General features: G+C 62.9%; 23 protein-coding genes and 1 pseudogene. 14 read left to right on the top strand and 10 right to left on the bottom strand.

What is annotated here, in order from left to right:
• Window positions 1-18: 18 nt before the first annotated feature.
• From AC19YR_RS16570 to AC19YR_RS16615, 10 genes are all read left to right on the top strand, one after another.
• Window positions 19-684: a riboflavin synthase gene (locus AC19YR_RS16570; protein ID WP_095109667.1), complete on the top strand. Its 666-nt coding sequence runs from the start codon at window positions 19-21 to the stop codon at window positions 682-684.
• Between the two features lie 16 nt (window positions 685-700).
• Complete coding sequence (ribBA, locus tag AC19YR_RS16575) at window positions 701-1,792, top strand: bifunctional 3,4-dihydroxy-2-butanone-4-phosphate synthase/GTP cyclohydrolase II (RefSeq protein WP_095109666.1); 1,092 nt, start codon at window positions 701-703, stop codon at window positions 1,790-1,792.
• 92 nt (window positions 1,793-1,884) lie between these two features.
• Window positions 1,885-2,361: a 6,7-dimethyl-8-ribityllumazine synthase gene (ribH, locus tag AC19YR_RS16580; protein WP_095109665.1), complete on the top strand. Its 477-nt coding sequence runs from the start codon at window positions 1,885-1,887 to the stop codon at window positions 2,359-2,361.
• Entirely contained in the window at window positions 2,358-2,858 is a 501-nt protein-coding gene (nusB, locus tag AC19YR_RS16585; protein ID WP_095109664.1) for a transcription antitermination factor NusB, read from the top strand. The genes ribH and nusB overlap by 4 nt, the downstream gene beginning before the upstream one ends.
• Before the next feature lie 18 nt (window positions 2,859-2,876).
• Entirely contained in the window at window positions 2,877-3,842 is a 966-nt protein-coding gene (gene thiL, locus AC19YR_RS16590) for a thiamine-phosphate kinase (RefSeq protein ID WP_500599276.1), read from the top strand.
• Window positions 3,839-4,342 (top strand): phosphatidylglycerophosphatase A family protein, encoded by a 504-nt coding sequence (locus AC19YR_RS16595; RefSeq protein ID WP_095109662.1) that lies wholly within the window; start codon window positions 3,839-3,841, stop codon window positions 4,340-4,342. The genes thiL and AC19YR_RS16595 overlap by 4 nt, the downstream gene beginning before the upstream one ends.
• A 22-nt stretch (window positions 4,343-4,364) precedes the next feature.
• A complete protein-coding gene (locus AC19YR_RS16600; RefSeq protein WP_500599277.1) occupies window positions 4,365-5,126 on the top strand; it encodes a substrate-binding periplasmic protein in 762 nt (253 codons plus the stop codon).
• A 104-nt stretch (window positions 5,127-5,230) separates the two neighbouring features.
• Window positions 5,231-5,848, top strand: coding sequence for a GTP cyclohydrolase II (ribA, locus tag AC19YR_RS16605; RefSeq protein ID WP_095109661.1), 618 nt, complete (start codon window positions 5,231-5,233; stop codon window positions 5,846-5,848).
• Window positions 5,845-6,264 (top strand): MFS transporter, encoded by a 420-nt coding sequence (locus tag AC19YR_RS16610; RefSeq protein WP_500599279.1) that lies wholly within the window; start codon window positions 5,845-5,847, stop codon window positions 6,262-6,264. The genes ribA and AC19YR_RS16610 overlap by 4 nt, the downstream gene beginning before the upstream one ends.
• Window positions 6,264-7,058, top strand: coding sequence for a cobalamin-binding protein (locus AC19YR_RS16615; protein ID WP_095109659.1), 795 nt, complete (start codon window positions 6,264-6,266; stop codon window positions 7,056-7,058). The genes AC19YR_RS16610 and AC19YR_RS16615 overlap by 1 nt, the downstream gene beginning before the upstream one ends.
• A gap of 168 nt (window positions 7,059-7,226) precedes the next feature.
• Here AC19YR_RS16615 and AC19YR_RS16620 read toward each other — a convergent pair whose 3' ends face one another.
• The 4 genes from AC19YR_RS16620 to AC19YR_RS16635 form a co-directional block, all read right to left on the bottom strand.
• Window positions 7,227-9,107 (bottom strand): TonB-dependent receptor domain-containing protein, encoded by a 1,881-nt coding sequence (locus AC19YR_RS16620; protein WP_500599281.1) that lies wholly within the window; start codon window positions 9,105-9,107, stop codon window positions 7,227-7,229.
• Window positions 9,108-9,211: 104 nt separating this feature from the next.
• On the bottom strand, window positions 9,212-11,110 hold the full coding sequence (gene dxs / locus AC19YR_RS16625) for a 1-deoxy-D-xylulose-5-phosphate synthase (protein ID WP_500599282.1): 1,899 nt from the start codon (window positions 11,108-11,110) through the stop codon (window positions 9,212-9,214).
• 113 nt (window positions 11,111-11,223) lie between these two features.
• Complete coding sequence (gene ispA / locus AC19YR_RS16630) at window positions 11,224-12,111, bottom strand: (2E,6E)-farnesyl diphosphate synthase (RefSeq protein ID WP_095109656.1); 888 nt, start codon at window positions 12,109-12,111, stop codon at window positions 11,224-11,226.
• The gene (locus tag AC19YR_RS16635) at window positions 12,108-12,350 is read right to left on the bottom strand and encodes an exodeoxyribonuclease VII small subunit (RefSeq protein ID WP_095109655.1); all 243 of its coding nucleotides are present in this window, start codon (window positions 12,348-12,350) and stop codon (window positions 12,108-12,110) included. The genes ispA and AC19YR_RS16635 overlap by 4 nt, the downstream gene beginning before the upstream one ends.
• A gap of 132 nt (window positions 12,351-12,482) precedes the next feature.
• On the opposite strand from AC19YR_RS16635, the gene AC19YR_RS16640 reads away from it, so the two are divergent.
• Window positions 12,483-12,782, top strand: a complete 300-nt coding sequence (locus tag AC19YR_RS16640; protein ID WP_500599283.1) for a hypothetical protein — start codon at window positions 12,483-12,485, stop codon at window positions 12,780-12,782.
• A 95-nt stretch (window positions 12,783-12,877) separates the two neighbouring features.
• Window positions 12,878-14,032 carry an MFS transporter gene (locus AC19YR_RS16645; RefSeq protein WP_500599317.1) on the top strand — a complete coding sequence of 385 codons (1,155 nt, stop codon included), beginning with the start codon at window positions 12,878-12,880 and terminating at the stop codon, window positions 14,030-14,032.
• A 5-nt stretch (window positions 14,033-14,037) separates the two neighbouring features.
• On the opposite strand, the gene AC19YR_RS16650 is transcribed toward AC19YR_RS16645, so the two are convergent.
• From AC19YR_RS16650 to AC19YR_RS16675, 6 genes are all read right to left on the bottom strand, one after another.
• Window positions 14,038-15,222, bottom strand: coding sequence for a GGDEF domain-containing protein (locus AC19YR_RS16650; protein ID WP_500599284.1), 1,185 nt, complete (start codon window positions 15,220-15,222; stop codon window positions 14,038-14,040).
• Window positions 15,223-15,408: 186 nt separating this feature from the next.
• Entirely contained in the window at window positions 15,409-16,857 is a 1,449-nt protein-coding gene (locus AC19YR_RS16655; RefSeq protein ID WP_500599286.1) for a surface lipoprotein assembly modifier, read from the bottom strand.
• Between the two features lie 144 nt (window positions 16,858-17,001).
• Window positions 17,002-17,760, bottom strand: a complete 759-nt coding sequence (locus tag AC19YR_RS16660) for a Slam-dependent surface lipoprotein (protein WP_095109641.1) — start codon at window positions 17,758-17,760, stop codon at window positions 17,002-17,004.
• A gap of 88 nt (window positions 17,761-17,848) precedes the next feature.
• Window positions 17,849-20,998, bottom strand: coding sequence for a TonB-dependent receptor domain-containing protein (locus tag AC19YR_RS16665; protein WP_500599288.1), 3,150 nt, complete (start codon window positions 20,996-20,998; stop codon window positions 17,849-17,851).
• 128 nt (window positions 20,999-21,126) lie between these two features.
• On the bottom strand, window positions 21,127-22,122 hold the full coding sequence (locus tag AC19YR_RS16670; protein ID WP_500599290.1) for a FecR family protein: 996 nt from the start codon (window positions 22,120-22,122) through the stop codon (window positions 21,127-21,129).
• 49 nt (window positions 22,123-22,171) lie between these two features.
• A complete protein-coding gene (locus AC19YR_RS16675; RefSeq protein WP_095109638.1) occupies window positions 22,172-22,660 on the bottom strand; it encodes an RNA polymerase sigma factor in 489 nt (162 codons plus the stop codon).
• A gap of 328 nt (window positions 22,661-22,988) precedes the next feature.
• On the opposite strand from AC19YR_RS16675, the pseudogene AC19YR_RS16680 reads away from it, so the two are divergent.
• Together AC19YR_RS16680 and AC19YR_RS16685 are read left to right on the top strand one after the other, a co-directional pair.
• A pseudogene (locus tag AC19YR_RS16680) lies at window positions 22,989-23,258 on the top strand (CopG family ribbon-helix-helix protein); the annotation flags it as partial.
• The gene (locus AC19YR_RS16685; protein WP_500599292.1) at window positions 23,249-23,542 is read left to right on the top strand and encodes a type II toxin-antitoxin system RelE/ParE family toxin; all 294 of its coding nucleotides are present in this window, start codon (window positions 23,249-23,251) and stop codon (window positions 23,540-23,542) included. The pseudogene AC19YR_RS16680 and the gene AC19YR_RS16685, both read left to right, overlap by 10 nt.
• Window positions 23,543-23,772: the final 230 nt, after the last annotated feature.

Here is a 23,772-nt window from a genome sequence, read left to right on the forward strand (position 1 = left end):
GTTCTCGAGGAGAACCCCATGTTCACCGGCATCATCGAATCCATCGGCAGCATCCGCGCATTGACCCCCAAGGGCGGCGATGTGCGGGTCTATGTTGAAACCGGCAAGCTCGACCTGGGCGACGTCAAACTGGGCGACAGCATCGCCGTCAACGGCGTGTGCCTGACCGCGGTGGAGCTGCCCGGCGACGGTTTTTGGGCCGATGTCAGCCGCGAAACCCTGGACTGCACCGCGTTCCACCAGTTGAAGGCCGGCAGCCGGGTCAACCTAGAAAAAGCCCTGACCCCCACCACCCGCTTAGGTGGGCACCTGGTCAGTGGCCACGTTGACGGCGTGGGCGAGGTGATTGCACGGGAAGAAAACGCCCGCGCCATTCAATTTCGCATCCGCGCGCCCAAGGAACTGGCCAAGTACATCGCCCACAAAGGCTCGATCACCGTCGATGGCACCAGCCTGACGGTCAACGCAGTCAATGGCGCTGAATTCGAATTGACCATCGTCCCCCACACGCTGGCCGAGACCATCATGGCCGACTACCGGCCGGGGCGTGAGGTCAACCTGGAAGTTGACTTGCTTGCACGTTATCTGGAGCGCTTGCTGCTGGGCGATAAAGCCGCCGAGCCTGCCGCGCCCGGCAAGATCACCGAAAGCTTTCTAGCCGCCAATGGCTATCTCAAATCCTGAACCAAGGGGGTGCCGCGTGGCGCTCAATAGCATCGAAGAACTGGTCGAAGACATCCGCCAAGGCAAGATGGTCATCCTGATGGATGACGAAGACCGCGAGAACGAAGGCGACTTGATTATGGCCGCCGAATGCTGCAAGGCCGAAGACATCAACTTCATGGTCAAGCACGCCCGGGGCCTGGTGTGCATGCCCATGAGCCGCGAGCGCTGCGAACTGCTCAAGTTGCCGCTGATGTCGCCGCGCAACGGCTCGGGTTTCGGCACCAAGTTCACCGTCTCCATCGAAGCCACCACGGGCGTCACCACCGGCATTTCCGCCGCTGACCGCGCCCGCACCGTGCAGGCCGCCGCCGCCAAGGACGCCAAGGCCGAAGACATCGTTAGCCCCGGCCACATCTTCCCGCTGATGGCCCAGCCGGGCGGCACCCTGGCCCGCGCCGGCCACACCGAGGCCGCATGCGACCTGGCGCGCATGGCCGGGTTCGAGCCCAGCGGCGTGATCTGCGAAGTGATGAACGACGACGGCACCATGTCCCGCCGCGCGGAACTGGAGGCGTTCGCCGCCGAGCACAACATCAAGATCGGCACCATTGCCGACCTGATCCACTACCGGATGATCCACGAACGTACCGTTCAGCGGATTGCCGAGCAGCCGCTGGACAGCGAACTGGGGCAGTTCAACCTGGTGACCTACCGTGATTCGGTCGAAGGCGACGTGCACATGGCCCTGACCCTGGGCAACATCTGCGCCGAAGAACCGACCCTGGTGCGCGTGCACAACATGGACCCCTTGCGCGACCTGCTGCTGGTCAAGCAACCAGGGCGTTGGAGCCTGCGGGCCGCCATGGCCGCAGTGGCCCAGGCCGGCAGCGGCGTGGTGCTATTGCTCGGTCACCCCCTCGATGGCGATGTGTTGCTGGCCCATATCCGCGAAACCGCGGACCAGGCGCCGGCGAAAAAACCGACCACCTACAGCATTGTCGGGGCCGGTTCGCAGATCCTGCGGGACCTGGGCGTGCGCAAGATGCGCCTGATGAGCGCGCCAATGAAATTTAATGCGATATCCGGTTTCGACCTGGAAGTTGTAGAATACGTGCCCTCCGAATAAAGGCCGGGCGTTTTCCGCCCCTTGTTCGCGGTTCAAATATCACCGAGGGACGCGCAAAAAGGCGCGTCCCGGCTCTTTAAGAGATTTGTCGAATGACCCTCAAGACCATCGAAGGTACCTTCATCGCCCCCAAGGGCCGCTACGCGCTCGTCGTTGGCCGCTTCAACAGCTTCGTGGTTGAAAGCCTGGTCAGTGGCGCCGTTGATGCCCTGGTTCGCCATGGCGTGAGCGAAAGCGATATCACCCTGATCCGCGCCCCGGGCGCCTTCGAGATTCCGCTGGTGGCGCAGAAAGTCGCGCAAAAGGGCGAATACGCAGCGATCATCGCCCTGGGCGCAGTCATTCGCGGCGGCACTCCGCACTTTGAATACGTGGCAGGCGAATGCACCAAGGGCCTGGCCCAGGTGTCCATGGAGTTCGGCGTGCCGGTTGCGTTTGGCGTGCTGACTGTCGACTCCATCGAGCAAGCCATCGAACGTTCCGGCACCAAGGCCGGTAACAAAGGCGCCGAAGCTGCCCTGTCCGCCCTGGAAATGGTCAGCCTGCTGGCGCAGTTGGAGGCCAAGTGATTAGCGACGAAAGCGATCGTTTCAACCCGCGCGATCCGAAACCTGCGGACGCTGGCAAGCCATCCAAGAGCGTCAAGCGTCGCGAGGCCCGTCAGCTCGCGACCCAAGCGCTGTACCAATGGCACATGGCCAAAACTTCGCTGAACGAAATCGAAGCGCAGTTCCGGGTCGATAACGACTTCACCGATGTCGACTCCGGCTACTTCCGCGAGATCCTGCACGGCGTCCCGGCCAACAAGACCGAGATCGACGAGGCCCTCGCGCCTTGCCTGGACATCACCATCGAAGAGCTGGACCCGGTTGAACTGGCGGTGTTGCGCCTGTCCACCTGGGAACTCATCAAGCGCGTCGATGTGCCTTACCGTGTGGTCATCAACGAAGGCATCGAGCTGGCCAAGGTCTACGGTTCCACCGACGGCCACAAGTTCGTCAACGGCGTGCTCGACAAACTGGCCCCGCGCCTGCGTGAAGCCGAAGTGAAGGCGTTCAAGCGCTGATTGGCGCTGGCGTGCGCCATGGGCGAGTTTGAGCTGATCCGTCATTACTTCGCCGCCGCGCCTTGTGCGCAGGCCGGCGAGGGCGTGGCACTGGGGATCGGCGACGACTGCGCCCTGTTGGCGGTTCCCCCCGGGGAACAGTTGGCCATTTCTACCGATACCCTGGTCGCCGGCGTGCATTTTGCCGATCCGTGCGAGCCTTTCCTGCTCGGCCAGCGCTCGCTGGCCGTGGCGGTCAGTGACCTGGCTGCCATGGGCGCCACCCCCATTGCCTTTACCCTTGCCCTGACCCTGCCGACGGTGACCGCCGAGTGGCTGGACGCCTATGCCCGTGGTTTGAACCGCATGGCCCAGGCCTGTGGCGTGAGCCTGGTGGGCGGCGACACCACCCGCGGCCCGTTGAGCCTGACCCTCACCGTGTTCGGCCGGGTGCCCGCGGGCCAGGCCCTGACCCGCAGCGGCGCACGGGCGGGTGACCTGCTCTGCGTGGGCGGCGACCTGGGCCGGGCGGCGGGGGCATTGCCCCTGGTGTTGGGCCAGCGCACGGCCGATGCGGCCATCGCCGAGCCCTTGCTGGCCCAGTACTGGTCGCCTCAGCCACAACTGGCGCTGGGCCAGGCGTTGCGGGGCCGGGCCACGGCCGCGCTGGATATTTCCGACGGTTTGCTGGCCGATTGCGGGCATATCGCCAAGGCCTCTGGCGTAGGCTTGCAGATTGAGCGCGAGCGTGTACCCCTAAGCCCGGCGCTGGTGGCGTTCCTCGGGCTGCAAGGTGCGCAGGCGGCGGCGTTGAGCGGTGGTGACGATTACATCCTGGCCTTTACCCTGCCGGCTGCCGAACTGGCGCCGTTGCAGGCCCAGGGCTGGCCGGTGCACGTCATCGGCCACGTGGTGGCGGGGCAGGGCGTGACGCTGCTGGACGCCGCCGGACACGACATCACCCCGGCAACCCGGGGCTATCAACATTTTCGGGAGACACCGTGACAGATCATCCCAATCAGGTTCCGGCAGAGTTCGTGCCGCCGTCGGTCTGGCGTAATCCCTGGCATTTCCTGGCCTTCGGCTTTGGCTCCGGCACGCTGCCCAAGGCGCCGGGCACCTGGGGTTCGTTAGTTGCGCTACCCTTCATCCCGTTATGGCAGATGCTGCCGGACTGGGGTTACTGGCTGATGCTGGGCATCACCATGCTGTTTGGCTTCTGGCTGTGCGGCAAGGTGGCCGACGATTTGCGGGTACACGACCACGAAGGCATCGTCTGGGACGAAATGGTCGGGATGTGGATCACCCTGTGGCTGGTGCCCGAAGGCTGGTACTGGTTGCTGGCGGGTTTCTTGATGTTCCGCTTCTTCGACATTCTCAAGCCATGGCCGATTCGCTGGATCGACCGGCACGTGCACGGTGGCGTGGGGATCATGCTCGACGACGTGCTGGCCGGGGTGTTTGCCTGGTTGGCGATGCAGGGATTGGTGTGGTGTTTCGCCTGAGGGGCTGCTTGAGGAACCGAGCATGGGCAAGGCTGGATGCTGGCTGTTGATACTGATGTTGGCGGGTTTTGGCACCATAGCCCGGGCCGTTGACCCAGCGGTGCTGCCGCAGCAGATATTGCTGGCCAGCGAGGAGTGGGTCGATTACACCGACGCCAATGGTGGCGGCCTGGCCTGGGAGGTGCTGCGCGAGGTCTTCGAGCCGGCCGGTGTGCGCCTGAACATCCGCACCGAGCCTTACACCCGCTCCGTGGGCCTGGCGCAATTGCGCGAGGTGGACGCCCTGGTCGGTTCCTACCGCGACGAGGCCGAAGGCGTGTTGTACCCGCGCTGGAATTTCGACTCCGACCACATCTACGCCCTTGGGCTGGCGACACTGCCGGCGCCAACCCTGGCGACTTTGGGCAAGTATCGCCTGGCCTGGGTGCGCGGCTACCGCTACGAGAACTACCTGCCCAACGTTCGTGCGTTCAACCAGATCGAGCGCCGCGACGGCATCCTGTCGATGCTGCGCCATGGCCGCGCCGACTTTTACATCGATGCCCTGACCGAGGTCGAATACGTCCAAGGCAAGGCCGCCGATCCGTCGCTCTACCGCCGCAGCCACTTGGCTGAACTGCCGCTCTACCTGGGGTTCGCCGACACCCCGCGCGGGCGGGCGCTAATGGCCTTGTACGATCAGCGCATGGCGGTGTTGGTCAGCAGTGGCCAGTTGCGCGGCATTTTCGAGCGCTGGAAACAGCCCTACCCGTTCGCGGACAGCGGCCTGCCGGGCGGGCAGTAATCAAACTTCTTGATCTTTATGGTCGGTAATTCAGCCTAAGCGCCTGTAGGAACCTGCTGTTACAATGCCGCCTCTGCGAATCACAACCAGATCAGGAGCACACGGTGCCCGTCGTTTTTGTCGCCGCTTCCAAGCTGCCAACCCCTTTTGCGCAATTCACCATGCACGGCTTCCTCGACGAAGCCACGGGCCGCGAGCATGTAGTGCTCAGCCTCGGTGAGTTCGACGATGGCGCCCCGGTTCTGGGCCGCTTGCACTCCGAGTGCCTGACCGGTGACGCCCTGTTCAGCCAGCGTTGCGACTGTGGCTCGCAACTGGAAGCCGCGATGCGCGCCATCGCCCGTGAGGGCCGCGGCGTGCTGCTGTACCTGCGCCAGGAAGGGCGCGGTATCGGTTTGCTGAACAAGATCCGCGCCTACGAACTGCAAGATGGCGGCGCCGACACCGTCGAAGCCAACGAACGCCTGGGCTTTGCCGCCGACCAGCGCGACTACGCCATCTGCCTGCCGATGCTCGAACACCTGGGGGTCAAATCCCTGCGCCTGATGACCAACAACCCGCGCAAGGTCAAGGCCTTGACCGATATGGGCATCACCGTCGCCGAGCGCGTGCCGCTGCACACCGGCCATAACCCGCACAACAAGCTCTACCTGGCGACGAAGGCCAGCAAGCTCGACCACATGATGGGCAACGAGCACCAGGGCGAGGTAGAAGGGGCGTGACCCGTGGTCAAGTTCGGCGGCGACTGGCCGTCAATTGGTGGCAATACCTGGCGCTGGCGTTGTTGCCGCTGTTCGTCATCAATGGCGTGTTCAGCCAGACCGACCCTGTATTGCCACTGCTGGCGATGCCATTTTTCATCGCCGGCATGGCTTCGATGTTTGTCAGCCTGAAGTTTTTCGGCGGTTTCAAGCACGCCTTGATCGACACCCACAAAGCCCTCGACACCCCTGAGGAGCCCGCAGCCTGGATCAACCTGGCGGCGCGCCGCCGCGTGGCATTCCTGGCCGCCTCGCTGCCGGCGTGGATCGGTGCCCTGGCCGTGTTCGTCGGCCTGGAAGCGATACCCGTGATGCTGCTAGCGCTGGCCAGCGCGGTGCTGTTCTACCTCTATCGCATTCCGCGCCAACTGGGTTGATGCGCTTCTGGTGGGTGGTCCTGCTGTTGGCCGCCAGCCCCTGGGCGGCGGCGCAACGGGTGGTCAGCCTGGCGCCGTCGCTGACGGAAATCGTCGTTGAGCTGGGCGCCGGCGACTTGCTGGTGGGTGTGCTCGATGCCGGTGAGCGCCCGGTCGGGCTCCAAGGCCTGCCATCCTTGGGCCGCTACGGCCAGTTGGACATCGAGCGCCTGCTCAGCCTGCAACCCGACTTGCTGCTGCTCTGGCCCGGCAGCGTTGGCCCGGCCCAGCGCGAGCAGCTCAAGCGCCTGAATATCCCGACCTTTGTCGCCGAACCCCATAGCCTCGAACAACTCATCCACCAGATCGACCAGATCGGCCAACGCCTGGGGCGCGCCGAACGTGGCCGCGCCTTGGCCGGCGAGCTGCGCCACCGGCTCGATGAGCTGCGCCAGCGCTATCACCGGGATGAACCGCTGCGGGTGTTCTACCAGGTCTGGGACCAGCCGCTGTACACCGTGGGCGGCGGCCAGATCATCAGCGATGCCCTGACGGTGTGCGGCGCGCGCAATGTGTTCGACGACCTCCCGCTGCCGGCCCCGCAAGTCAGCCTCGAAGCGGTGTTGCAGCGCAACCCGCAGTTGATCCTGGCCAGCGACCAACGGCAACTGGACGCCTGGAAGGCCTGGCCGCAGGTAGCGGCGGTGGCCCAGGGGCGGTTGCTGCGGATCGCGGATAAAGGCCTGGAGCGGCCCAGCGGGCAGATGATCGAAGCCACCGCGCGCTTGTGCCAAGGAATTGCGGCGCAGCACTGAGGCCGCTTTAGCCGGTAGCCACCAACCCTCTGTGGGAGCAGCTGTCATTCGTCACCGCCACCCGGTGCCGCCATGGCGAGCAGGCTCGCTCCCACAGAGGAAAAATCCCCCCACACCACCGTTCAACCGTGGGAGCGGGCCTGCCCGCGATGGGCCCGGCAGCAACCCCTAAAGCTGCGGCGTCCAGGTCACGCCGAGCATCCAGGTCTGGCCTGCTTCGCGGTAGTTTTGGTTGTTCTTGAAACTCGGCTCTTGGTAGCTATAGCGGGCGCGGGCATAGTGCTTGTCCAGCAGGTTGTCGACCTTGAGTTGCAACGCCACCTCGCGGCTCAGCGCCCAACTGCCGCGTACGCCGAGCAACCCATAGCCACCCAGAACCTGCTGGTTTTTTTCGTCGTCGTAGCTGCCGCTCACCGCTTGCCAACTGGCGCCCAGGCCCAAGCGGTCGAACTGGCGGTCCAGGTCCAGGCTCAGGGTGCGCCGGGCGCGACGGGGCAGGGTGCGGCCGCTGCCGCGGTCACGCGGGTCGATGATCGACAGGCCCAGGCTGCCCTGCCAGCCGAACAGCTCTTGGGTGAGGGAGGCTTCAAAACCATTGATGCGTGCGGAAGCGACGTTGTAGGGAAGGTAAGCGGTCGATTCCAGAGCCACGATCGCATTCTTCAGGTCGGTGCGGTACAGCGAGGCTTCCAAGCGGCTGCTGTCGCTGAGTTGGCTGCGCCATTGCAGCTCGTAGCTCTTGGCGTGTTCCGCCTTGAGGTTTGGGTTGCTGCTCTTCTCAAAGGGGTAGTAAAGGTCATTGAAGGTCGGCGCCCGAAACCCTTCGCTGTAGCTCAGCAGCAGGTCATTGTCGGGGTTGAGCGGCAAGGTGAAGGTGCCGCTCCAACTGTTCTGGCTGCCGAATTGCTGGTTCTGGTCGTGGCGCAGGCCCAGTTCCGTGGCAAAGCCGTCGCCCTGGAAGCGATGCTGGATAAACGCCGCGCGGTTCCAGCGGCTGTCTTCGTTGAGGGCGGTGCTGCTGTTGACCCGGTCTTCGTACCAGTCACCGCCCAGGATCAGGCTGTTGCGCTCATCCAGGCTCAGGTCGTTCTGCCAGTTCAGCGAATCGCGGTAGGTGTTGAACACCGCGCGTTCGGTGCTGAGCTTGTCGAGGGTTTCTTCGCGGTTTTCGCTGTGGCCCAGTTCCAGGCGTGAACGCCAGGTGTCATTGAGCCGCGCGTCTACGTAGCTGCTGACGCCGCTGACGGTGAACTGGCTATAGAGCTCTTGCGCATCGCGGCCAAACGGGTTGTCAAACTCACTCTTGCCGCGGTTATCCAGCACATTCAGGCCCGCTTCGAGGTCGTCGTCAAAGGCATGGCTGAGGCTGAAACTCAGGGCCTTGTTGCGGTAGGCGTCGTGGTCGCTGTCGCTGGCGAAGGACTGGTGCGTGCGGTCGATGCCAGCGGTGTCGTCGAGGCTGGCGCCGAGGTTGAAACGGGTCTGCGCATCGCCGCCAGACAACCCGAGGCTGCGTTCCCAGGTCTGCTGGCTGCCAAAGCCCAGGTGCAGGCGCGGTTGCAGGCCGGCGCCGTCGCCGCGGCGGGTGAAAATCTGGATCACCCCGCCAATGGCGTCGCTGCCGTAGATCACCGAGCGCGAGCCGCGCAGCACTTCGACGCGTTCGATCTGCTGGATATTGAGGTGTTGCAGGTTGCTGTCGCCGGAGGTGGCGTTGCCGATGCGCTGGCCGTCCACCAACACCAGGCTCTGCGCCGATTTGGTGCCGCGGATATAGATCGCTGGCAAACTGCCGCGCCCGCCGGCCTCGGCGACCTGCACGCCCGGTACGCGGCGCAGCAGGTCGGTGACGCTGCCTGGCTGTAGGCGGTCGATATCGTCGCGGGTGAACACGGTGTTGGCGGCGCTGCTGTCGTTGCGCGCTTGGACCTGGCGGTTGGCGCTAATCAGGGTGTCCGGCAGTTTCAGTGCGGCGTCGCGCTCGAAGGTGTCGGCGAGCAGGTCGGTGGCGGGCAGTAACAGCAGGGGCAGGAGGTGGTGCAGGTTCATGGCGATGTAGATCCCTCTTGTGGGCGCGAGCTTGCTCGCGATGGCGGCATGTCAGTCACCGCGCCCTCGCGAACAGCCTCGCTCCTACAGGGTTTTGCGTGGGGTCAGAGGCCCAGGAGCTCCAGGCGCTGGGCGATCGACGCTGCGATCCCGGCTTCGTCCAGGCCGCATTCGGCGAGCATCTGCGCAGGTTTGGCGTGTTCGACGTAACTGTCCGGCAAGCCCAGGTGCAGCATCGACTTGAGGATGTTTTCGCGGGCCAGGAATTCGCTGACCGCCGCGCCGGCGCCGCCCATGATGGCGTTTTCTTCGATGGTCACCAGCAGTTCATGGCGGGCCGCCAGGTCGCGTACCAGGGCTTCGTCCAGGGGTTTGACGAAGCGCATGTCGACCACGGTGGCGTCGAGCTTTTCTGCCACTTTCAGGGCCTCGGCCAGTTGCACGCCGAACACCAGGATCGCCAGGCGCGAGCCTTGGCGGCGCACCACGCCCTTGCCGATCTCGATGGGGTTGAGGTCTTTGCTGATGGCTGCATTCGGCCCCGAACCACGCGGGTAACGCACGGCGGCTGGGCCGTTATAGAGGTGGCCGGTGGTGAGCATCTTGCGCAGTTCGTTTTCGTCGCTGGGGGTCATCACCAGCATGCCGGGGATGCACCGCAGGTACGACAGGTCGAAGCTGCCGGCGTGGGTCGGGCCGTCTTCGCCCACCAGGCCGGCGCGGTCGATGGCGAACAGGACGTCGAGGTTCTGCACCGCCACGTCATGAATCAATTGGTCGTAGCCGCGTTGCAGGAAGGTGGAGTAGATCGCCACCACCGGTTTGGCGCCCTCGCAGGCCATGCCGGCGGCGAAGGTCACGGCGTGCTGTTCGGCAATCGCCACGTCGAAGTAGCGCAGCGGGAAACGTTCGCTGAAGGCCACCAGGTCGGAGCCTTCCTTCATTGCCGGGGTGATGCCCACCAGGCGTTGGTCGGCGGCGGCCATGTCGCACAGCCACTGGCCAAAAACGCTGGAATACTTCGGCCCGCTGGCGGTTTTCGGCGGGTTGGCCGGGGCGTCCAGGGGGTCGAGCTTGGTGATGGCGTGGTAGCCGATGGGGTCGATTTCAGCCGGGGCGAAGCCTTTGCCCTTCTTGGTGACCACGTGCAGGAACTGCGGGCCCTTGAGGTCGCGCATGTTGCGCAGGGTGGCGATCAGGGTCGGCAGGTCATGGCCATCGATGGGGCCGATGTAGTTCCAGCCCAACTCCTCGAACAGCGTGCCAGGGACCAGCATGCCTTTTGCGTATTCTTCGGTGCGGCGGGCGATTTCCCAGGCGCCGGGCAGGCGCGAGAGAACTTTCTTGCTGCCCTCGCGCATGCTGGCGTAGGTGCGGCTGGAGAGGATTTTTGCCAGGTAGTTGGACAACCCGCCGACATTGCGCGAGATCGACATGTCGTTGTCGTTGAGGATCACCAGCATGTTGGCGTTCACTTCCGGCGCATGGTTGAGCGCCTCGAAGGCCATGCCGGCGGTCAACGCGCCATCGCCGATCACGGCAATTGCCTTGCGCTCGCTGTTTTGCAGGCGGGCGGCAATGGCCATGCCCAGGGCGGCGCTGATGGAGGTACTGGAGTGGCCGACGCCAAAGGTGTCGTACTCGCTCTCGGATCGACGCGGGAAGGCGGCGATGCCGTCCTTCTGGCGCAGGGTGCCCATGCGCGCGCGGCGGCCGGTGAGGATCTTGTGCGGATACGCCTGATGGCCCACGTCCCACACCAACCGGTCGTCCGGGGTGTCGAAGACGTAATGCAGGGCGATGGTCAGCTCGATGACGCCCAGGCCGGCACCAAAATGCCCGCCGGTCTGGCCGACCGAATAGAGCAGCTCCAGGCGCAACTCATCGGCCAGGGTTTCGAGCTCGGCTTCACCCAACCGGCGCAGCCCGGCCGGCGTGTCGGCGCGGTCGAGCAGGGGCGTGGTCGGGCGTTTGCGGGGAATCTCATGAAACGTCGTGGGCATCAGGCGAATCGTTATAGGTATAGAAAGAGGCGGCAGTTTACCTGATGCATCGCAGGCTGCCCACGCGCAGCGCGGAACTTGGCCGATATGCGGTCAGGCGCGTGGGCGCCGCATCAGCTGCGGCGTTCGACGATGTAGCGGGCCAGATCGCGCAGCGGCTCGGCCGACGCGTCAAAGGGTCGCAGGGCATGCAGGGCCAGGTCGCGCAGTTCCAGGGCGTAGCCCTTGGCCGCCTCCAGGCCCAGCAGCGCCGGGTAGGTGGGCTTGTCGCGGGCGGCGTCGGCGCCTTGGCGCTTGCCCAGTGTGGCGGTATCGCTTTCGACATCGAGAATGTCGTCCTGCACCTGAAAGGCCAGGCCGATGGCTTGGGCGTAGGTTTGCAGGGACTTGAGTTCGGCTTTCTCGGCCCGGCCGCTGGCCAGGGCGCCAAGCTTGACGCTGGCCTCGATCAGCGCGCCGGTCTTGTGCCGGTGCATGTATTCCAGGGCAGTCTGGTCGAGCTTGAGGCCGACCGAGCCGAGGTCGATGGCTTGGCCGCCGACCATGCCGGCCGGGCCCGCGGCCAGGGCCAGGGCGCTGACCATGCGCAGGCGCGTCTCGGCATCGGCGCTGTTCAGGCGCGGGTCGAGCAGGGCGCTGAAGGCCAGGCTCTGCAAGCCGTCGCCGGCGAGGATGGCGCAGGCTTCGTCGAAGGCTCTATGGGTGGTGGGCTGGCCGCGGCGTAGGTCATCGTCGTCCATCGCCGGCAAATCGTCGTGAACCAGGGAGTAAGCGTGGATCAACTCCACCGCGCACGCGGCGCCGTTGGCCTGCTCGGGCTCGCCGCCCATGGCCTGGCACGCGGCGTAGGCCAGCAACGGGCGCACGCGCTTGCCGCCATTCATTACGCTGTAGCGCATGGCTTCGTAGAGGCGGGCGAGTTCGGGGCTGGGGGCGATGAACAGGGTTTGCAGCGCGGCGTTGACCCGCGCCTGGCTGCTGGCCTGGTAGGCGGCGATCATTGCGGGTCTTCCGCGTCGAAGGGTTCCTCGGCCAGTTCGCCATCGCGTTCGAGCAACACCTGGACCTTCTGCTCGGCCTGGGCCAGCGCGGCTTGGCAATCGCGGGTCAGGCCGATGCCTTGTTCAAAGGCCGTCAACGAGTCTTCCAGCGACAGCTCGCCGTTCTCCAGACGCTCGACCAGCGTTTGCAGGTCAGCGAGGGATTGTTCGAAATCCAGTGCAGCTTTTTTGCGGGCCATGGCGGCTATCCCGGTTGACGTTAAACCGGCGCGACACTAGCAGACCAAGGGTTGTGGGGCAAATGGCGGGGATGATGGGTGGCATTTGATCGGCTCGTTAGGCGACCTCGTGTGGGAGCGAGCCTGCTCGCGATGGCGCTCTATCAGCCCCCGATGGAGTGGCTGAGCCACCGTAATCGCGAGCGGGCTCGCTTCCACAATGAGTTTGGGGGGCCGGATTTGAGCCCCGCCACGCTTTGGCGTAGGCTGGCGCCGCTCAGCCTGCCGCGCGGTTGGCGCGTTGGCTTTCTTTTGGCGATTGATACTTCCATGTTCCCTGACGTTGTCTGCCCGTTCCTGCACGTTATCCACCTTGGCGTCTCGCAAGAGCATTGCGTGAACAGCCGCCGCCGCAGCATTTTGTTCGCGTTCACCTTCTCTCCACACCGCTGAACCACCCCAGTTGTTGATGCGCCCGGCGTGGGCCTGAGCCTGCGCGGTGGGCGTTTGCCTGAAGGTTTTAGGAGTGAGTGGTAATGGCGATGTCGATCAATCGCGCGGTCTTGGCTGCGTTGATCCTGGGTGTGTCGGTGGTGGGCCTGTGCATCGGTGCGACGGTGCCGGTGGTGGCTTTGCGCTTGTATCAGGCCGGGGCGTCGAGTGTGCAGATCGGCCTGATGTCGGCGCTGCCGGCGGCAGGGATGATGCTTTCGGCTTTTATGGTGGATTGGGTGTGCCAGCGCCTGAGCCGGCGGCAGATCTACCTGTGGTGCTTCGCCGTGTCGGCCCTGAGCATCGCCGCGTTGCAATTGCCCGGCCAGGGCCTGCTGGGCCTGGGCGTGGCGCGGCTGGTGATGGGCGTGGCGGCGGGGCTGATTATCATCCTGGGCGAATCCTGGGTGAACGAAGTGGCGCTGGATGCCCACCGCGGGCGCACGGTGGCGGTCTACACCACCTGCTTCACCGTGTTCCAGCTGTTCGGCCCGGCAATGGTGGCGCTGTTCGGCACCGAAGGGGTGGAGGTGATCGCCAGTGTGCTCGCCTGCCACGTTGTGGCCTTTGCAGTGATCTGGCGCATTCTGCCCCATACGCCTTTGAGCGGCGCCCATGCCCAGAGCAAGTCGTTCTCGGTGCTGGGCTTTATCCGCGTGGCCCCGGCGCTGTGCATGGGCATCGTGTTCTTCTCGTTCTTCGATAGCGTGATTCTGTCGATGTTTCCCGTGTATGCCGCCGGGCATGGCTACGTCATCAAGGTGGCGGCGTTGATGGTCACGGTGATTTTGCTGGGCGACGCGGCGTTCCAATTCCCCTTGGGCTGGCTCTCGGACAAGGTCGACCGGCCGACGATTTACCTGGCCTACGGGGTGATCGCACTGGCCATTGGCCTGGGCTTGCCGTGGCTGATGGACTATCCGCTGCTGCTGTGGCCGAGCCTGGTGATCCTGGGGGCGGTGGCGGGCGGCATCTACACCTTGGCGATCATCCTGATCGGCCAGGGCTTCAAGGGTGCGGACCTGGTCACTGCCAACGCCAGTGCCGGGTTCCTGTGGGGCGTGGGTAGCCTGCTGGGGCCGCTGGTCAGCGGCGCGGCGATGGCCACTTCGGTCAATGGCCTGCCGCTGGCACTGTGCACGGCGGCCGTGCTGTTTGTGTGGCTGGCCCTGGGGTTGCTGCGCCGGGAAGTGGCGGTGGCGGCGGGCTAAGGCCTTTATGTGGGAAGGGGGCCGGTGTTGCCACTGACGCTGTCTGACGCCTTCTGCACCCGGTTGCGCCCGCTGCCCTTGGCGCTGTACAGCGCTTCGTCGGCCCGCGACAGCAGGCGTGAGAGGTCGTAGCCAGACTCGCGGCTGGTTACCACGCCAATGCTCACGCTCAGCAGGCCCGGTTCCAGCAACGGTAATTGGGCGAAGCCCTGGCGGATGCGCTCGGCCACCTGCACGGCGGTGTGCTCGTCGGTATCGGCCAGCAGGCAGGCGAACTCTTCGCCGCCGATGCGCGCAAATACGTCCTTTTTGCGCAGTTTTTCCGCGCTGATGCGGCTAAAGGCAATCAGCGCCTCATCGCCGGTCTGGTGGCCGAAGGCGTCGTTGAGGCGCTTGAAGTTGTCCAGGTCGCACAGCAGCAAGGCCACCGGCTCGCCCCGACGTTGGCAATGGCTGAGCAGTTGCTCGCCGTGCTGCATGAACGCGCGGCGGTTGCCGATGCCGGTTAACGCGTCGCAATAGGCGGCAGCCTTGAAGCGTAACTCGGCGCGTTCCTTGACCATGGCCAGCGTGACGTAGGCGATGCCAACCACGTAGAGCATCGACTCGAACAGCATCAAGGAGAAAAACGGCACGCCCCTGCCCATCCCGGACAAGGCCTCCGTCAGCGGGAAACCCCGCTCGTTGATGGCGCGCACGATGTAAAACAGCGTGTGAAAAAGGGTCAGGATCAGCGCCGGCATATAGGCCACTTCCCACTGCTGGCGGTTGCGCCACAGTTCATGGGCGGTCAGCAGGCAATAACCCACCGTCAGCAGCGAATACACCGACACCCGCACTGCCATCGACTCGCGAAAAAACGGCCACTGATACAGCACCAGCCACACCACCGCCCCCGCGACAATCCCCGGCACATAAGGCGCGCGCCCAGCAAACACGCGCATCGCCGTCCAGTTCATCCCCGCGCCGAGCAGCAAAATCACATTGCCCAGCACCAGTGGGATCAGGTCCATGCCGGTGTCGCGCAAACTCACCAGCACCACCCCCACCCCGGCCAACAGCATCATTGCGCCCAAGTAACCCAGGCACCGCTCGCGGGTTTCCCGCAGCCAGGCATGCACCGTCAACAGCCCCATCAGAAAAAAAATGAAGACCGAAGCCACCAGCAGGGTAGGAATATGCAGCGCCATGTGCGGGGTTTCCGTTGAGCGTCATCGCGAGGGCAACCCGCAAGACCTGTCGGGAGCAGGGAGAGCGCAGGTGTCAACGGCAGTGTTGGCACTTTGGCATCACCCGGCGGATTGTAGCGGTATGGGGTGGGGGATGGGTGGGGAGTTTTGCTGGCGGGGTGCGGCGGGCCGCCGCCCCCACCCGCTCTAGAACGCTTTCTCCAACTTCAAACTCACACTGTTTTTGTCGTAGCTGTAAAACCAATCAACGTTGCTCTGCACCTTGTTGTACTTGACCGTCAGGCTGGGGATGAGGTCGTACACGGCCAGGCGTGGGGCGCGGAGGATGAAGGTGTAGGCTTGTTCGTCGTCGTTGCGTCGGGCATCGAAGATTGAGCTGTAGGCGTCGTATTGGCGTTTGCGGTAGGAGGCGAAGAGTACGGCGCTGGCGCCGACCTCGAAGTCTTTGGCCACGCCCAGGCGCAGGCCTTTTTGCAGGTAGGCGACGGTGCGGTCCTGGGCGTCGCGGTCGGTGATGTCGACGCCGCCGAATAGGGTCCAGCGCTGGGGCAGGGCTTGCCACAGGGTGGCGTAGACCGAACGGGTGGCGCCGTCGTTGTTGGTGTTGATGTCGTGCTTGTAGGCCATGTCTTTGTACTCGCCTTCGAGCTTGAACAGGCGCGTGGCGCTGAGGGTGTGCAGCCACTCGCCGCGCAGGCCCCAGGCGTCGTACATGGCGTTGTCGCCGATGCTGTTGAACTCGAACGATGGGCCTACGGAATATTGGTTGCGCCCATCGTGGTAGCTGTAGCCGGCGTTGGTGGTGAGGGTGCTTTCGTTGTATTTGCTTTGCGCGTCGTAGGCCTGGCCGTAGAGCAGCGCACGGGCGAAGACGCCATGGTGGCCGCTCAGGGCCATGCGTTTGTTGAGGGTGCCTTCGTAGTCCACGCCATGGGCGGACACCGCTTTGGGCAGTGAACGCTTGAGGTAGTAGGTTTCGTCGGGGGTGACCATGCGGTAGGTCACAGTGCTTTCGGAGGACTGGTTGAGGTTGTCGCTCCAGGTCGGGCCGATGGCGAAGGAGCCTTGCCAGGCTTCGCGGTTGTCCAGGGCCTGGAGGAAGCTGTCGACCGTTTTGCCCAGCCCCATGGCTTGGGCGTCGGCGGGGCTGAGGCCGCTGCTGATCTGCTGGAACGCGGTGTGTGCTTCGCGGTCCTTGCGGTTTTCAAACAGCACCCGCGCCAGCTCCAGGCGCCCGGGCAGGAAGTCGGCCTGCATCGCCAGCAGTTGGCGGTAGTCGCTTTCGGCCTGTTCCAGGTGCCCGTCGTTGCGCGCCAGTGCGCCATTGGCGTAGGCCACCAGCATGGCGTCGTGGCCGGGCAGGGCGCTGTAGCGCTTGAGGTACTCGGCCGCCGCCGCCCACTGGCGACGCTCGATGGACAGGTACAGCGCGCGGCCCAGTTCATCGAGGTTGTTGCCCACGCTGTAGGTCTGGCCGTCGATGGTCAGCAGCGGCGCGTCGTGGCCATTGGGCTGTTCATCCTTGAGCAACTCGCGCTCTTGTTCATTGGCGCGGTATTCGATGGTTTGGTTCAGGCGCAGGTTGGTGTCCTGGTCGGCACTCATCGCCGGGGCCGCGAGCAGCACCAGGGACATGAGCAGCAGGAGAAGGGTTAAGCATCGCATGCAAGGAAATGGGGGCATTACTGCGCTCTCGGGGTCGTTCTAAAACGCCAAAAGCAAGTGCCCGGAAGTTCAGGCACTTGCTCTGTGGTGCAACTTCAAACGGTGAGGCTTGGCTTACTTACGCACGCCACCGAAAGCGGTGTCGTAGTTGCGGTCGGCGAACTTGGCGATACCGGCCAGGGACGCGTTGGCGCCGGCGCCGAAGAAGCTGCCGGTGGTGGTGCCAACGATCGGTGCTGCGCCGGTGGCGAGGTTTTGCCCGACTGCCGCGCCGTTAAAGCTGGCGGTGGCGGTATCGATGTTGGCGGACAGTTGAACTTTCAATGCGCTGTTGGCCAGCGAACCGGTCAATTTCGGCGCTGCGGTGCCGAAGGTAGCGGTCAGGTCGCCGGACAGCAGGTTGGCGCCGGAGTAGTTGTTGATGCCCTGTACCGCGTAGGTCACGTTGGTGGTCGGCAGCACGCGGCCGGCGGTGTCGCCGGAGTAGTAGACAACGCGAGTCGGGTCGTTGGTGGCGCCGTTTTGCGACCACTCACCGTAGTAAACCTGTTGGGCCGCAACCTGTTTGAAGTCGAAGTTGCCCAGCGCCGAGTGGGAGGCCGGCATCATGGCGGGGGTGATGGTGGTGACGCCATTGGTGTCGGTTGCCACCATCCCTTTGAGGCCGCTGAACGGAACTTTTGCGCCGCCGTAGAAGGCCAGCACCCCCACCGCAGGCTGGCCAGGTGAGCTTGGGTGATTGGGCGATGTGGCGCCAGTACCGCCTACAACGATAGTGCCGGTGTAACTTTGCCCCGAGGCGCTGTCTGCCTGAGCAACGCCAGTCAAACCAAGAAGTGCCAATGCCAATACTGTGCAGTTAAAAGATTTCATTTCATTATCCATTGAGTGATTTAAATTAATTCAACACGTCAAGCATTTGCCGACTCTCTTTTCAGCCGCCCATGACATACCTCGCAGGTTAGAACGTAGTGGTAAAGCCGAGTTTTAAGGTTCGCCCCGGTGCCGGCATGGCCGAGCGGGTGAGGGGGTCGATGTAATACAGGTTGCTCAAGTTGGTGCCGGTCAGTTCGATGGAGGCATCGTCGGTCAACTTGTAATTGATATAGGCGTCATAGGTGACGATCTTGTCCCAGGACATGGGTGTGTTCAGGTAATAGCTGACCATGGCGCTGTTTTTATAGTTGTCGTAGAACTTGCTTTCATGTTGGCGGTAATAAATGGCCCGCCCGCCCACTTCCAGTTTGCGTTCAAGGAATCGCGCACCCAGGCCCAGGTTGGCCGACCACTCGGGCATAGCCATGCCCACCAAATAGCCGCCGACAAAGCCGTCATCCACACAGTTGGGGGTGCTGCCGTCATTGCTAATCATGACCGCCGAATTTTCATCGCAGACTTTGTTCTTCAGTACGTGGCCGATACTCAGGTCGGTAAACACCCGGCCATTGTCGTAGCGGCCCTGCAATTCCACCCCCGCAGTGGTCTGCTTCTCCAGGTTGGAGAAGCGCATCTGCGGGCTGCGCTCGATCACGTTCTTGGTGGTGTTGTGGTAGTAACTGAGCTTGATATCGGCGGTTTCACTGCCGCCCAGGCCCGCCAGGTTGTGGACGTAGGCGGCCTCGTAGTTATGGGCATGTTCGGGCTCAAGGCCCCACGGGTTGAGGGAGGAGGAAAAACCGATGGTGCTTTCAAACATGCTCGGGTAGCGAAGGGCTTCGCTGTAGCGAAGATAGACCCGGCCATTTTCGGACGTATAGAAAGTGGCCGAAAGTGTCGGGGTCCACCCATGATCTTTTTGATGTTTTGCGCGGGCGTCCTTCTTTTCATTAAGGGGCTTGCCATCTTTGTCCACGGCGCCGTAGCCATACTCATAAGCGGCGCATGAAACAATATTCTCACCTGATTTTTTCAGGTTAATGCACGGGTTGTTGCCACGGGCATAGCGGCCTTTTCCATCGTGTGCCCAATCTGTCAGGTGTTGAGTGTCCTCAATGCGTGGCGTGTCTTTCTTGGCTTGTTCTATGGAACTTAAACGCTCTTCCTCGGTGAAGCCAAATAGTTCCGATACAAGATTAATGTTCTCGATTTTTTCATCGACCGATGCTTGCCACTCTGCATCCGTCAGGGTCTTTCGGGTGGTGTAAGCCACTTGTTGGCCTTTAGAGACAATTTGAGTCGTCTCACCACTCTTGTCCTGAGTCTCTTTCAAGTAATCGTCAAACGCCCAATACGACGAATAACGCATCCCGGCATTGAAGCGGGCAAAGCTGACAGGCCGCCAATCGAAGTTGAAGTTGTATTCCTGTTCGGCCCGGCGCCCGGCCCGGGGGTACATGCGCAGGGTGTCGAAAATCATCACGTCGTTGTAGTTGTCGTTGGAGCCCAATTTTTCATGCTGGTAGCTGCCGCCCAACGTCAGGTCGAGGCTGTCCAGCAGTTTGAGTTTGTTGCTCATGGTCAGGCCAACCCGGTCGTGCTTGGCGTTGGAGAGGGCGGTATTGCGGAACACCGGGTCGGCGATGGTGGTTTGGTTGGGTATGCCACCGCTGCTGTAGGTGTCGCTGCGGGTGTTGGTGGCCCAGAGGTTGGCGTACAGGTCTACCCAGGGGTTGCCCTCGGGTTTGAGGTTGTATTCCAGGTTGTAGGCCTTGCTTTTCACATGGCTGAGGGGCCATTGCGGCACGCCGTGGGTGGCGGCGTCGTATTGGGTGCCGGGGGAGAAGAACGAGATGCGCGAGGGCAGGATTTCACCGTACAGGGCATTGGTGTCGCGGTAGCCGAACTCCAGGGACTGGCCTTCGTCGATCTTGAGTTTGGCCTTGCCCAGCCACGATTCCATCTTGCTGGAAGTGTTGGGCACTTCGTCGCCCGGTTTGTAGATGGTGGCCAGGTTGGGGATGTAGTCCCAGTAGCCATTGACCTTTTTGCCGCTGGCATAGAAGTCGCTCTTTTCCTTGCCCGCGTAGTGGTTGCCTTTTTCCCGGTAGGCGTAGGCGGTCAGCAGTTCGAATTTTTCCTGGCGCGTGCCCAGGGCGAGGCGGTAGGCGTAGTCGTCGCTGGAGAGCAGGCCATTGCTGCTACTGGTGCGCGGGTTCTTGTACAGCGACGGGTCGTAGTAGGAACTGATGGGGAAATACTGGTAGTCGGGGCTGGGCATCTGCCCGGTCATCAGGGTGGGCAACTTGGGCGAGACCGAGTTGTTGCTGCCCTCGATCTTGAATTCGCCGCCGTACTCGCGGCCTTCCTTGAGGATATCGTCGACGTTCAGGGTGCTGGCCACCACCGCGCCACCCACGCCGGAATAGACGTTGCGCTCCAGGCTCGGGCCTTTGATGACCTTGATGCTGCCGATGAGGTTGGGGTCGATGTAGTTGCGGTTGTTGGCACCCATGTAGCCGCGGTACACGGTCAGGGCCTGCTCGGTGCCGTCGATGGTCAGCGGCACGCGGCCCGGGCCCTGGATGCCGCGGATGTTGGGGTCCAGGGCGCCGCTGTTGCGGGCGTCGCCGCTGTAGACGTTGAGCATGCCCTTGAACAGGTCGGCGGGGGCGGCGCCTTTGTAGCGTTCGATCTGCTCCTTGCCGGCGTAGACGGTGGAGAGGTCCTGATCGTAGATGTCGTTGTAGCCTTTTTCGTCGCGCGACTGCTTGGCTTGCAGGCCATAAACGTAGGTCGGTTGCAGGTCGCCCTCCAGCCCGGAGGTCTCGCCCTTGCCGCGCAACTGGATGATCGGCCGTTCGGCTTGCCCGCCCAGGCTGTAGGTGACGCCTTGGTCGCCCAGCAGTTGTTGCAGCGCGGCGTCGAGGGAGAGCCGGCCCTGTACCGGGTGGGCATAGGCACCCGCAAAATCGCTGCTGCCCATGTACAGCTCGGCGCCAGCCTGGCGGGCCAGCAGCACCAGCGCGTCGTCCAGGGCTTGGGCGGGCACGTTGAAGTCGTGGTAGCGGTCGGCCAGCTCGCTGTGGGCGGCTCCTGCGCCCGGGTTGGCCTGCACGGCGCGGATATCGGCGGCGCTGGCGATCAGGGCCAGTGCGGCCAGTTGGATCGCCAGGCTCAGCCCGCTACGTTTGGGCGCTAGGCGCTTCTTGTTGTTCGCACGCATCTGCAACATCGGCCTCACTAGATACAAATAAGATTGATTTACATCTAGTAGAAACGCGCGAGCGGGCAAAACGAAATAGATCGATATGATCTATCTGCGATGATTTATATGTGTTTTTGTTTTTTTAACGCGGCGGCTCAGTAGATCAGCGTCAGCCCGGGCAGTTCGACAATGCGCGCGCGGGCCTGGGCGGCCAGGTGTTTGAGGGCGTCGTCGAGGTTGTCCAGGCGCATCACCGCGCTGACCCGCACATTGCGCAGCGCCTCACCCTTGACCAACACCAGGCCTGGGCGATAGCGGTTGATGCGCACGGCGGCATCGGCCAGGGTTTCGCGGCGCAGCACTAGGCGCCCGTCCTGCCAACTGGCCAGTTCTTCGGGGCTGACAGCCAGGGGCACCAGGCCTTGCTTCGGGCCGAAGCGCAGGCTGTTGCCCTGTTCCAGCAGCGCGGAAGCGGCCATGTCGTCCAGTTCGTGATGCACCAGGTTGACCTCAACCCGGTGCTGCAAAACGCCGACCCAGCCGTCGCGATCTGCACCAACGCCCACCAGGTAACGGGTGCCGCGGGCGGTGATGGTGGCGCCGGGGGCCTGCACGGTAAAGGGGCGGCGCTCCTGCTCAGTGACGGGCGCGGGGGTGAATACTGCCTCGCCGTGGGTCAGGCGCACCAAGCGGGTCTGCTCGTCGTAGGCGAGGGTCAACAGGCTGCGGCTGCCCAGTTCCACCTGGCTACCGTCGGCCAAGGTGATCTGGCGGGTTTCGCCGAAACCGGTGTGGTAGTCGCTGCCCAACGATTGCACCCAGAAGGGCGGGGCCAGCAGCAGCCAGCAACCCAAGGCCAGCGCCGCCATGCCGCTGCCGGTGAGCAGCGGCGCGTGCAGCAGGCTTTGCAACCAGGCACCGGGGCCGGAGGGGCGCGGCGGCCGCACATAACCTGGGCGCTGTTTGAGTTGGCCGGTGGCCTGCCAGGCACGGTCGGCGCGCTCGGCGGCGGCCGCATGTGCAGGGTCGGCCGCCAGCCAGCGGCGAAAGGCTTGTTGCTCACGCGCCGAAAGCTGCCCCTGGCGATGACGCAGCACCCAGTCGGCAGCCTTGCGCTCAACCGGGTCGATAGGCTGTGGAGAAACATTCACGGTGGGGTCTGGTTACCTTCTGGCTTTTTATAGTGTCCGGGGCCGTGGCCTAACCCGGATCGAGGGCCCGGCCCATCTTGGCCAGTGCCGTAGCCATGTGCTTTTGTACAGAGCTGGTGGAAATCCGTAAATAGTGCGCGGCTTCCTTATACGTCATGCCCTCGACCCGGCACAGCATGAACACATCCCGCGTGCGCTGTGGTAACCGCGCCAACAGGTTCTCTAGATGCTCCAGCTCCAGGGCGCCCAAGGCCTGGGATTCAGGGCAACTGACTTCGTCCACCAAGGTGCCTAAAAAATGTTCGGCGTCGTTATCGAAGCGCTTTTCGCCATAACGGCGATGGTGATCGATCAACAAATTGTGCGCGACCCGAAACAGGTAGGAAGGGCTGCCCAGAATGCGCTCGAAGTTTTCCAACTGCGCAATCCGCAAAAACGTCTCCTGCACCAGGTCCGACGCCAGGCTGGGCGTGCACTTTTTACGCAGAAGGTAGCGATGCAGGGAGGGCGAATGTTGGATGAACAGTTTTTCCAGCACGGCAGCACTTTCCTATGCTCGGGCAGAACCGGGGCGCAGAGTATAATGAGACTTCTTCTCATTAAGCTAGGGAAAGTCGTGTGGGAAAGGTCTTTGTTTTTTACGGGGTTGGTTTTTTGCGGGCGTTAAAAAGCCGGCTTGTGGGCGGCGTTTTTTAATATCCAATGTATTGATTTTTATAGATTTATTATTTATGAGAATCTTTGTCCCCCCACATGTCCCCCCATCCATGCTCTGCGTGACATCGTCCTCTAAGAGCATGGACAGATGTGCTGGGTGACTGATACCTTATCAAAAGGTAATACCTTTAGATAACGAGGGTTCGGCTATGGCCACTTCTATCAAGATTGATGACGAGTTGAAGAATCGCATTCAGCATTTGGCTGGTCTGCGTCAACGTTCGTCTCACTGGATTATGCGCGAAGCGATAGCGCAGTACGTTGAGCGCGAAGAAGCCCGCGAGAGTTTCAAGCAGGAAGCTTTGGCGTCGTGGGCAGCGTATCAGGAAACAGGTAGGCATCTGACCGGCCAAGAAACTCGGGCCTGGCTCAATACCTGGGGTACTGAGGCTGAGGCGGAGCTTCCCAAGTGCCACGAGCAATTATCACTGAAGGTGCTGCACAAGGGCTGGAGCGTTGTCGTCAGTTTCTTATCGAGAAAGGCCCGCAGATTGCTCGGCGAGCGGCCCAGGCGATTGAGCGACAATTCGCGCGATTGGAAGAAGGCCCGGAAGTCGGTCGCCCATTCCCAGAGTTGCCGGAATTGCGTGAGCTGATCATCGAGTTCGGTGATTCGGGTTATGTGGCGCTCTATCGGCATGAGCGTGCGGATGACGCTGTTTATGTATTGGCCTTTCGACATCAAAAAGAAGTCGGTTACTAAAGGTGCGGTCTAGTGGGGTTGATGATGCCGCCGATATTTTGGTGCAACACAACTAGCGCATTGCATAAGGAAGAGCACACCTGATGGTTTTCAGTGAAGATTCGCGCGTCAAGATTCCCTGTATCTTGAATTAATCAGGTTTCTGCCATGCAGTCGCTTGTGTGCGAGGCTCGAATCTGACCGGACGTACATAAAACATGGCGATTTAATGTTACTATTCTGCACGCTGC

It is taken from the genome of Pseudomonas sp. MF08817 (assembly GCF_059862705.1).

Coding starts and splice junctions, on each gene's coding strand:
- AC19YR_RS16600 (WP_500599277.1), top strand. CDS start 4,365: ATGGGCAAGGCTGGATGCTGGCTGTTGATACTGATGTTGGCGGGTTTT.
- AC19YR_RS16620 (WP_500599281.1), bottom strand. CDS start 9,107: ATGAACCTGCACCACCTCCTGCCCCTGCTGTTACTGCCCGCCACCGAC.
- AC19YR_RS16635 (WP_095109655.1), bottom strand. CDS start 12,350: ATGGCCCGCAAAAAAGCTGCACTGGATTTCGAACAATCCCTCGCTGAC.
- ispA (WP_095109656.1), bottom strand. CDS start 12,111: ATGATCGCCGCCTACCAGGCCAGCAGCCAGGCGCGGGTCAACGCCGCG.
- AC19YR_RS16655 (WP_500599286.1), bottom strand. CDS start 16,857: ATGTCCCTGGTGCTGCTCGCGGCCCCGGCGATGAGTGCCGACCAGGAC.
- AC19YR_RS16660 (WP_095109641.1), bottom strand. CDS start 17,760: ATGAAATCTTTTAACTGCACAGTATTGGCATTGGCACTTCTTGGTTTG.
- dxs (WP_500599282.1), bottom strand. CDS start 11,110: ATGCCCACGACGTTTCATGAGATTCCCCGCAAACGCCCGACCACGCCC.
- AC19YR_RS16640 (WP_500599283.1), top strand. CDS start 12,483: ATGGCGCTCTATCAGCCCCCGATGGAGTGGCTGAGCCACCGTAATCGC.
- ribH (WP_095109665.1), top strand. CDS start 1,885: ATGACCCTCAAGACCATCGAAGGTACCTTCATCGCCCCCAAGGGCCGC.
- thiL (WP_500599276.1), top strand. CDS start 2,877: ATGGGCGAGTTTGAGCTGATCCGTCATTACTTCGCCGCCGCGCCTTGT.
- AC19YR_RS16665 (WP_500599288.1), bottom strand. CDS start 20,998: ATGTTGCAGATGCGTGCGAACAACAAGAAGCGCCTAGCGCCCAAACGT.
- AC19YR_RS16615 (WP_095109659.1), top strand. CDS start 6,264: ATGCGCTTCTGGTGGGTGGTCCTGCTGTTGGCCGCCAGCCCCTGGGCG.
- AC19YR_RS16570 (WP_095109667.1), top strand. CDS start 19: ATGTTCACCGGCATCATCGAATCCATCGGCAGCATCCGCGCATTGACC.
- AC19YR_RS16650 (WP_500599284.1), bottom strand. CDS start 15,222: ATGGCGCTGCATATTCCTACCCTGCTGGTGGCTTCGGTCTTCATTTTT.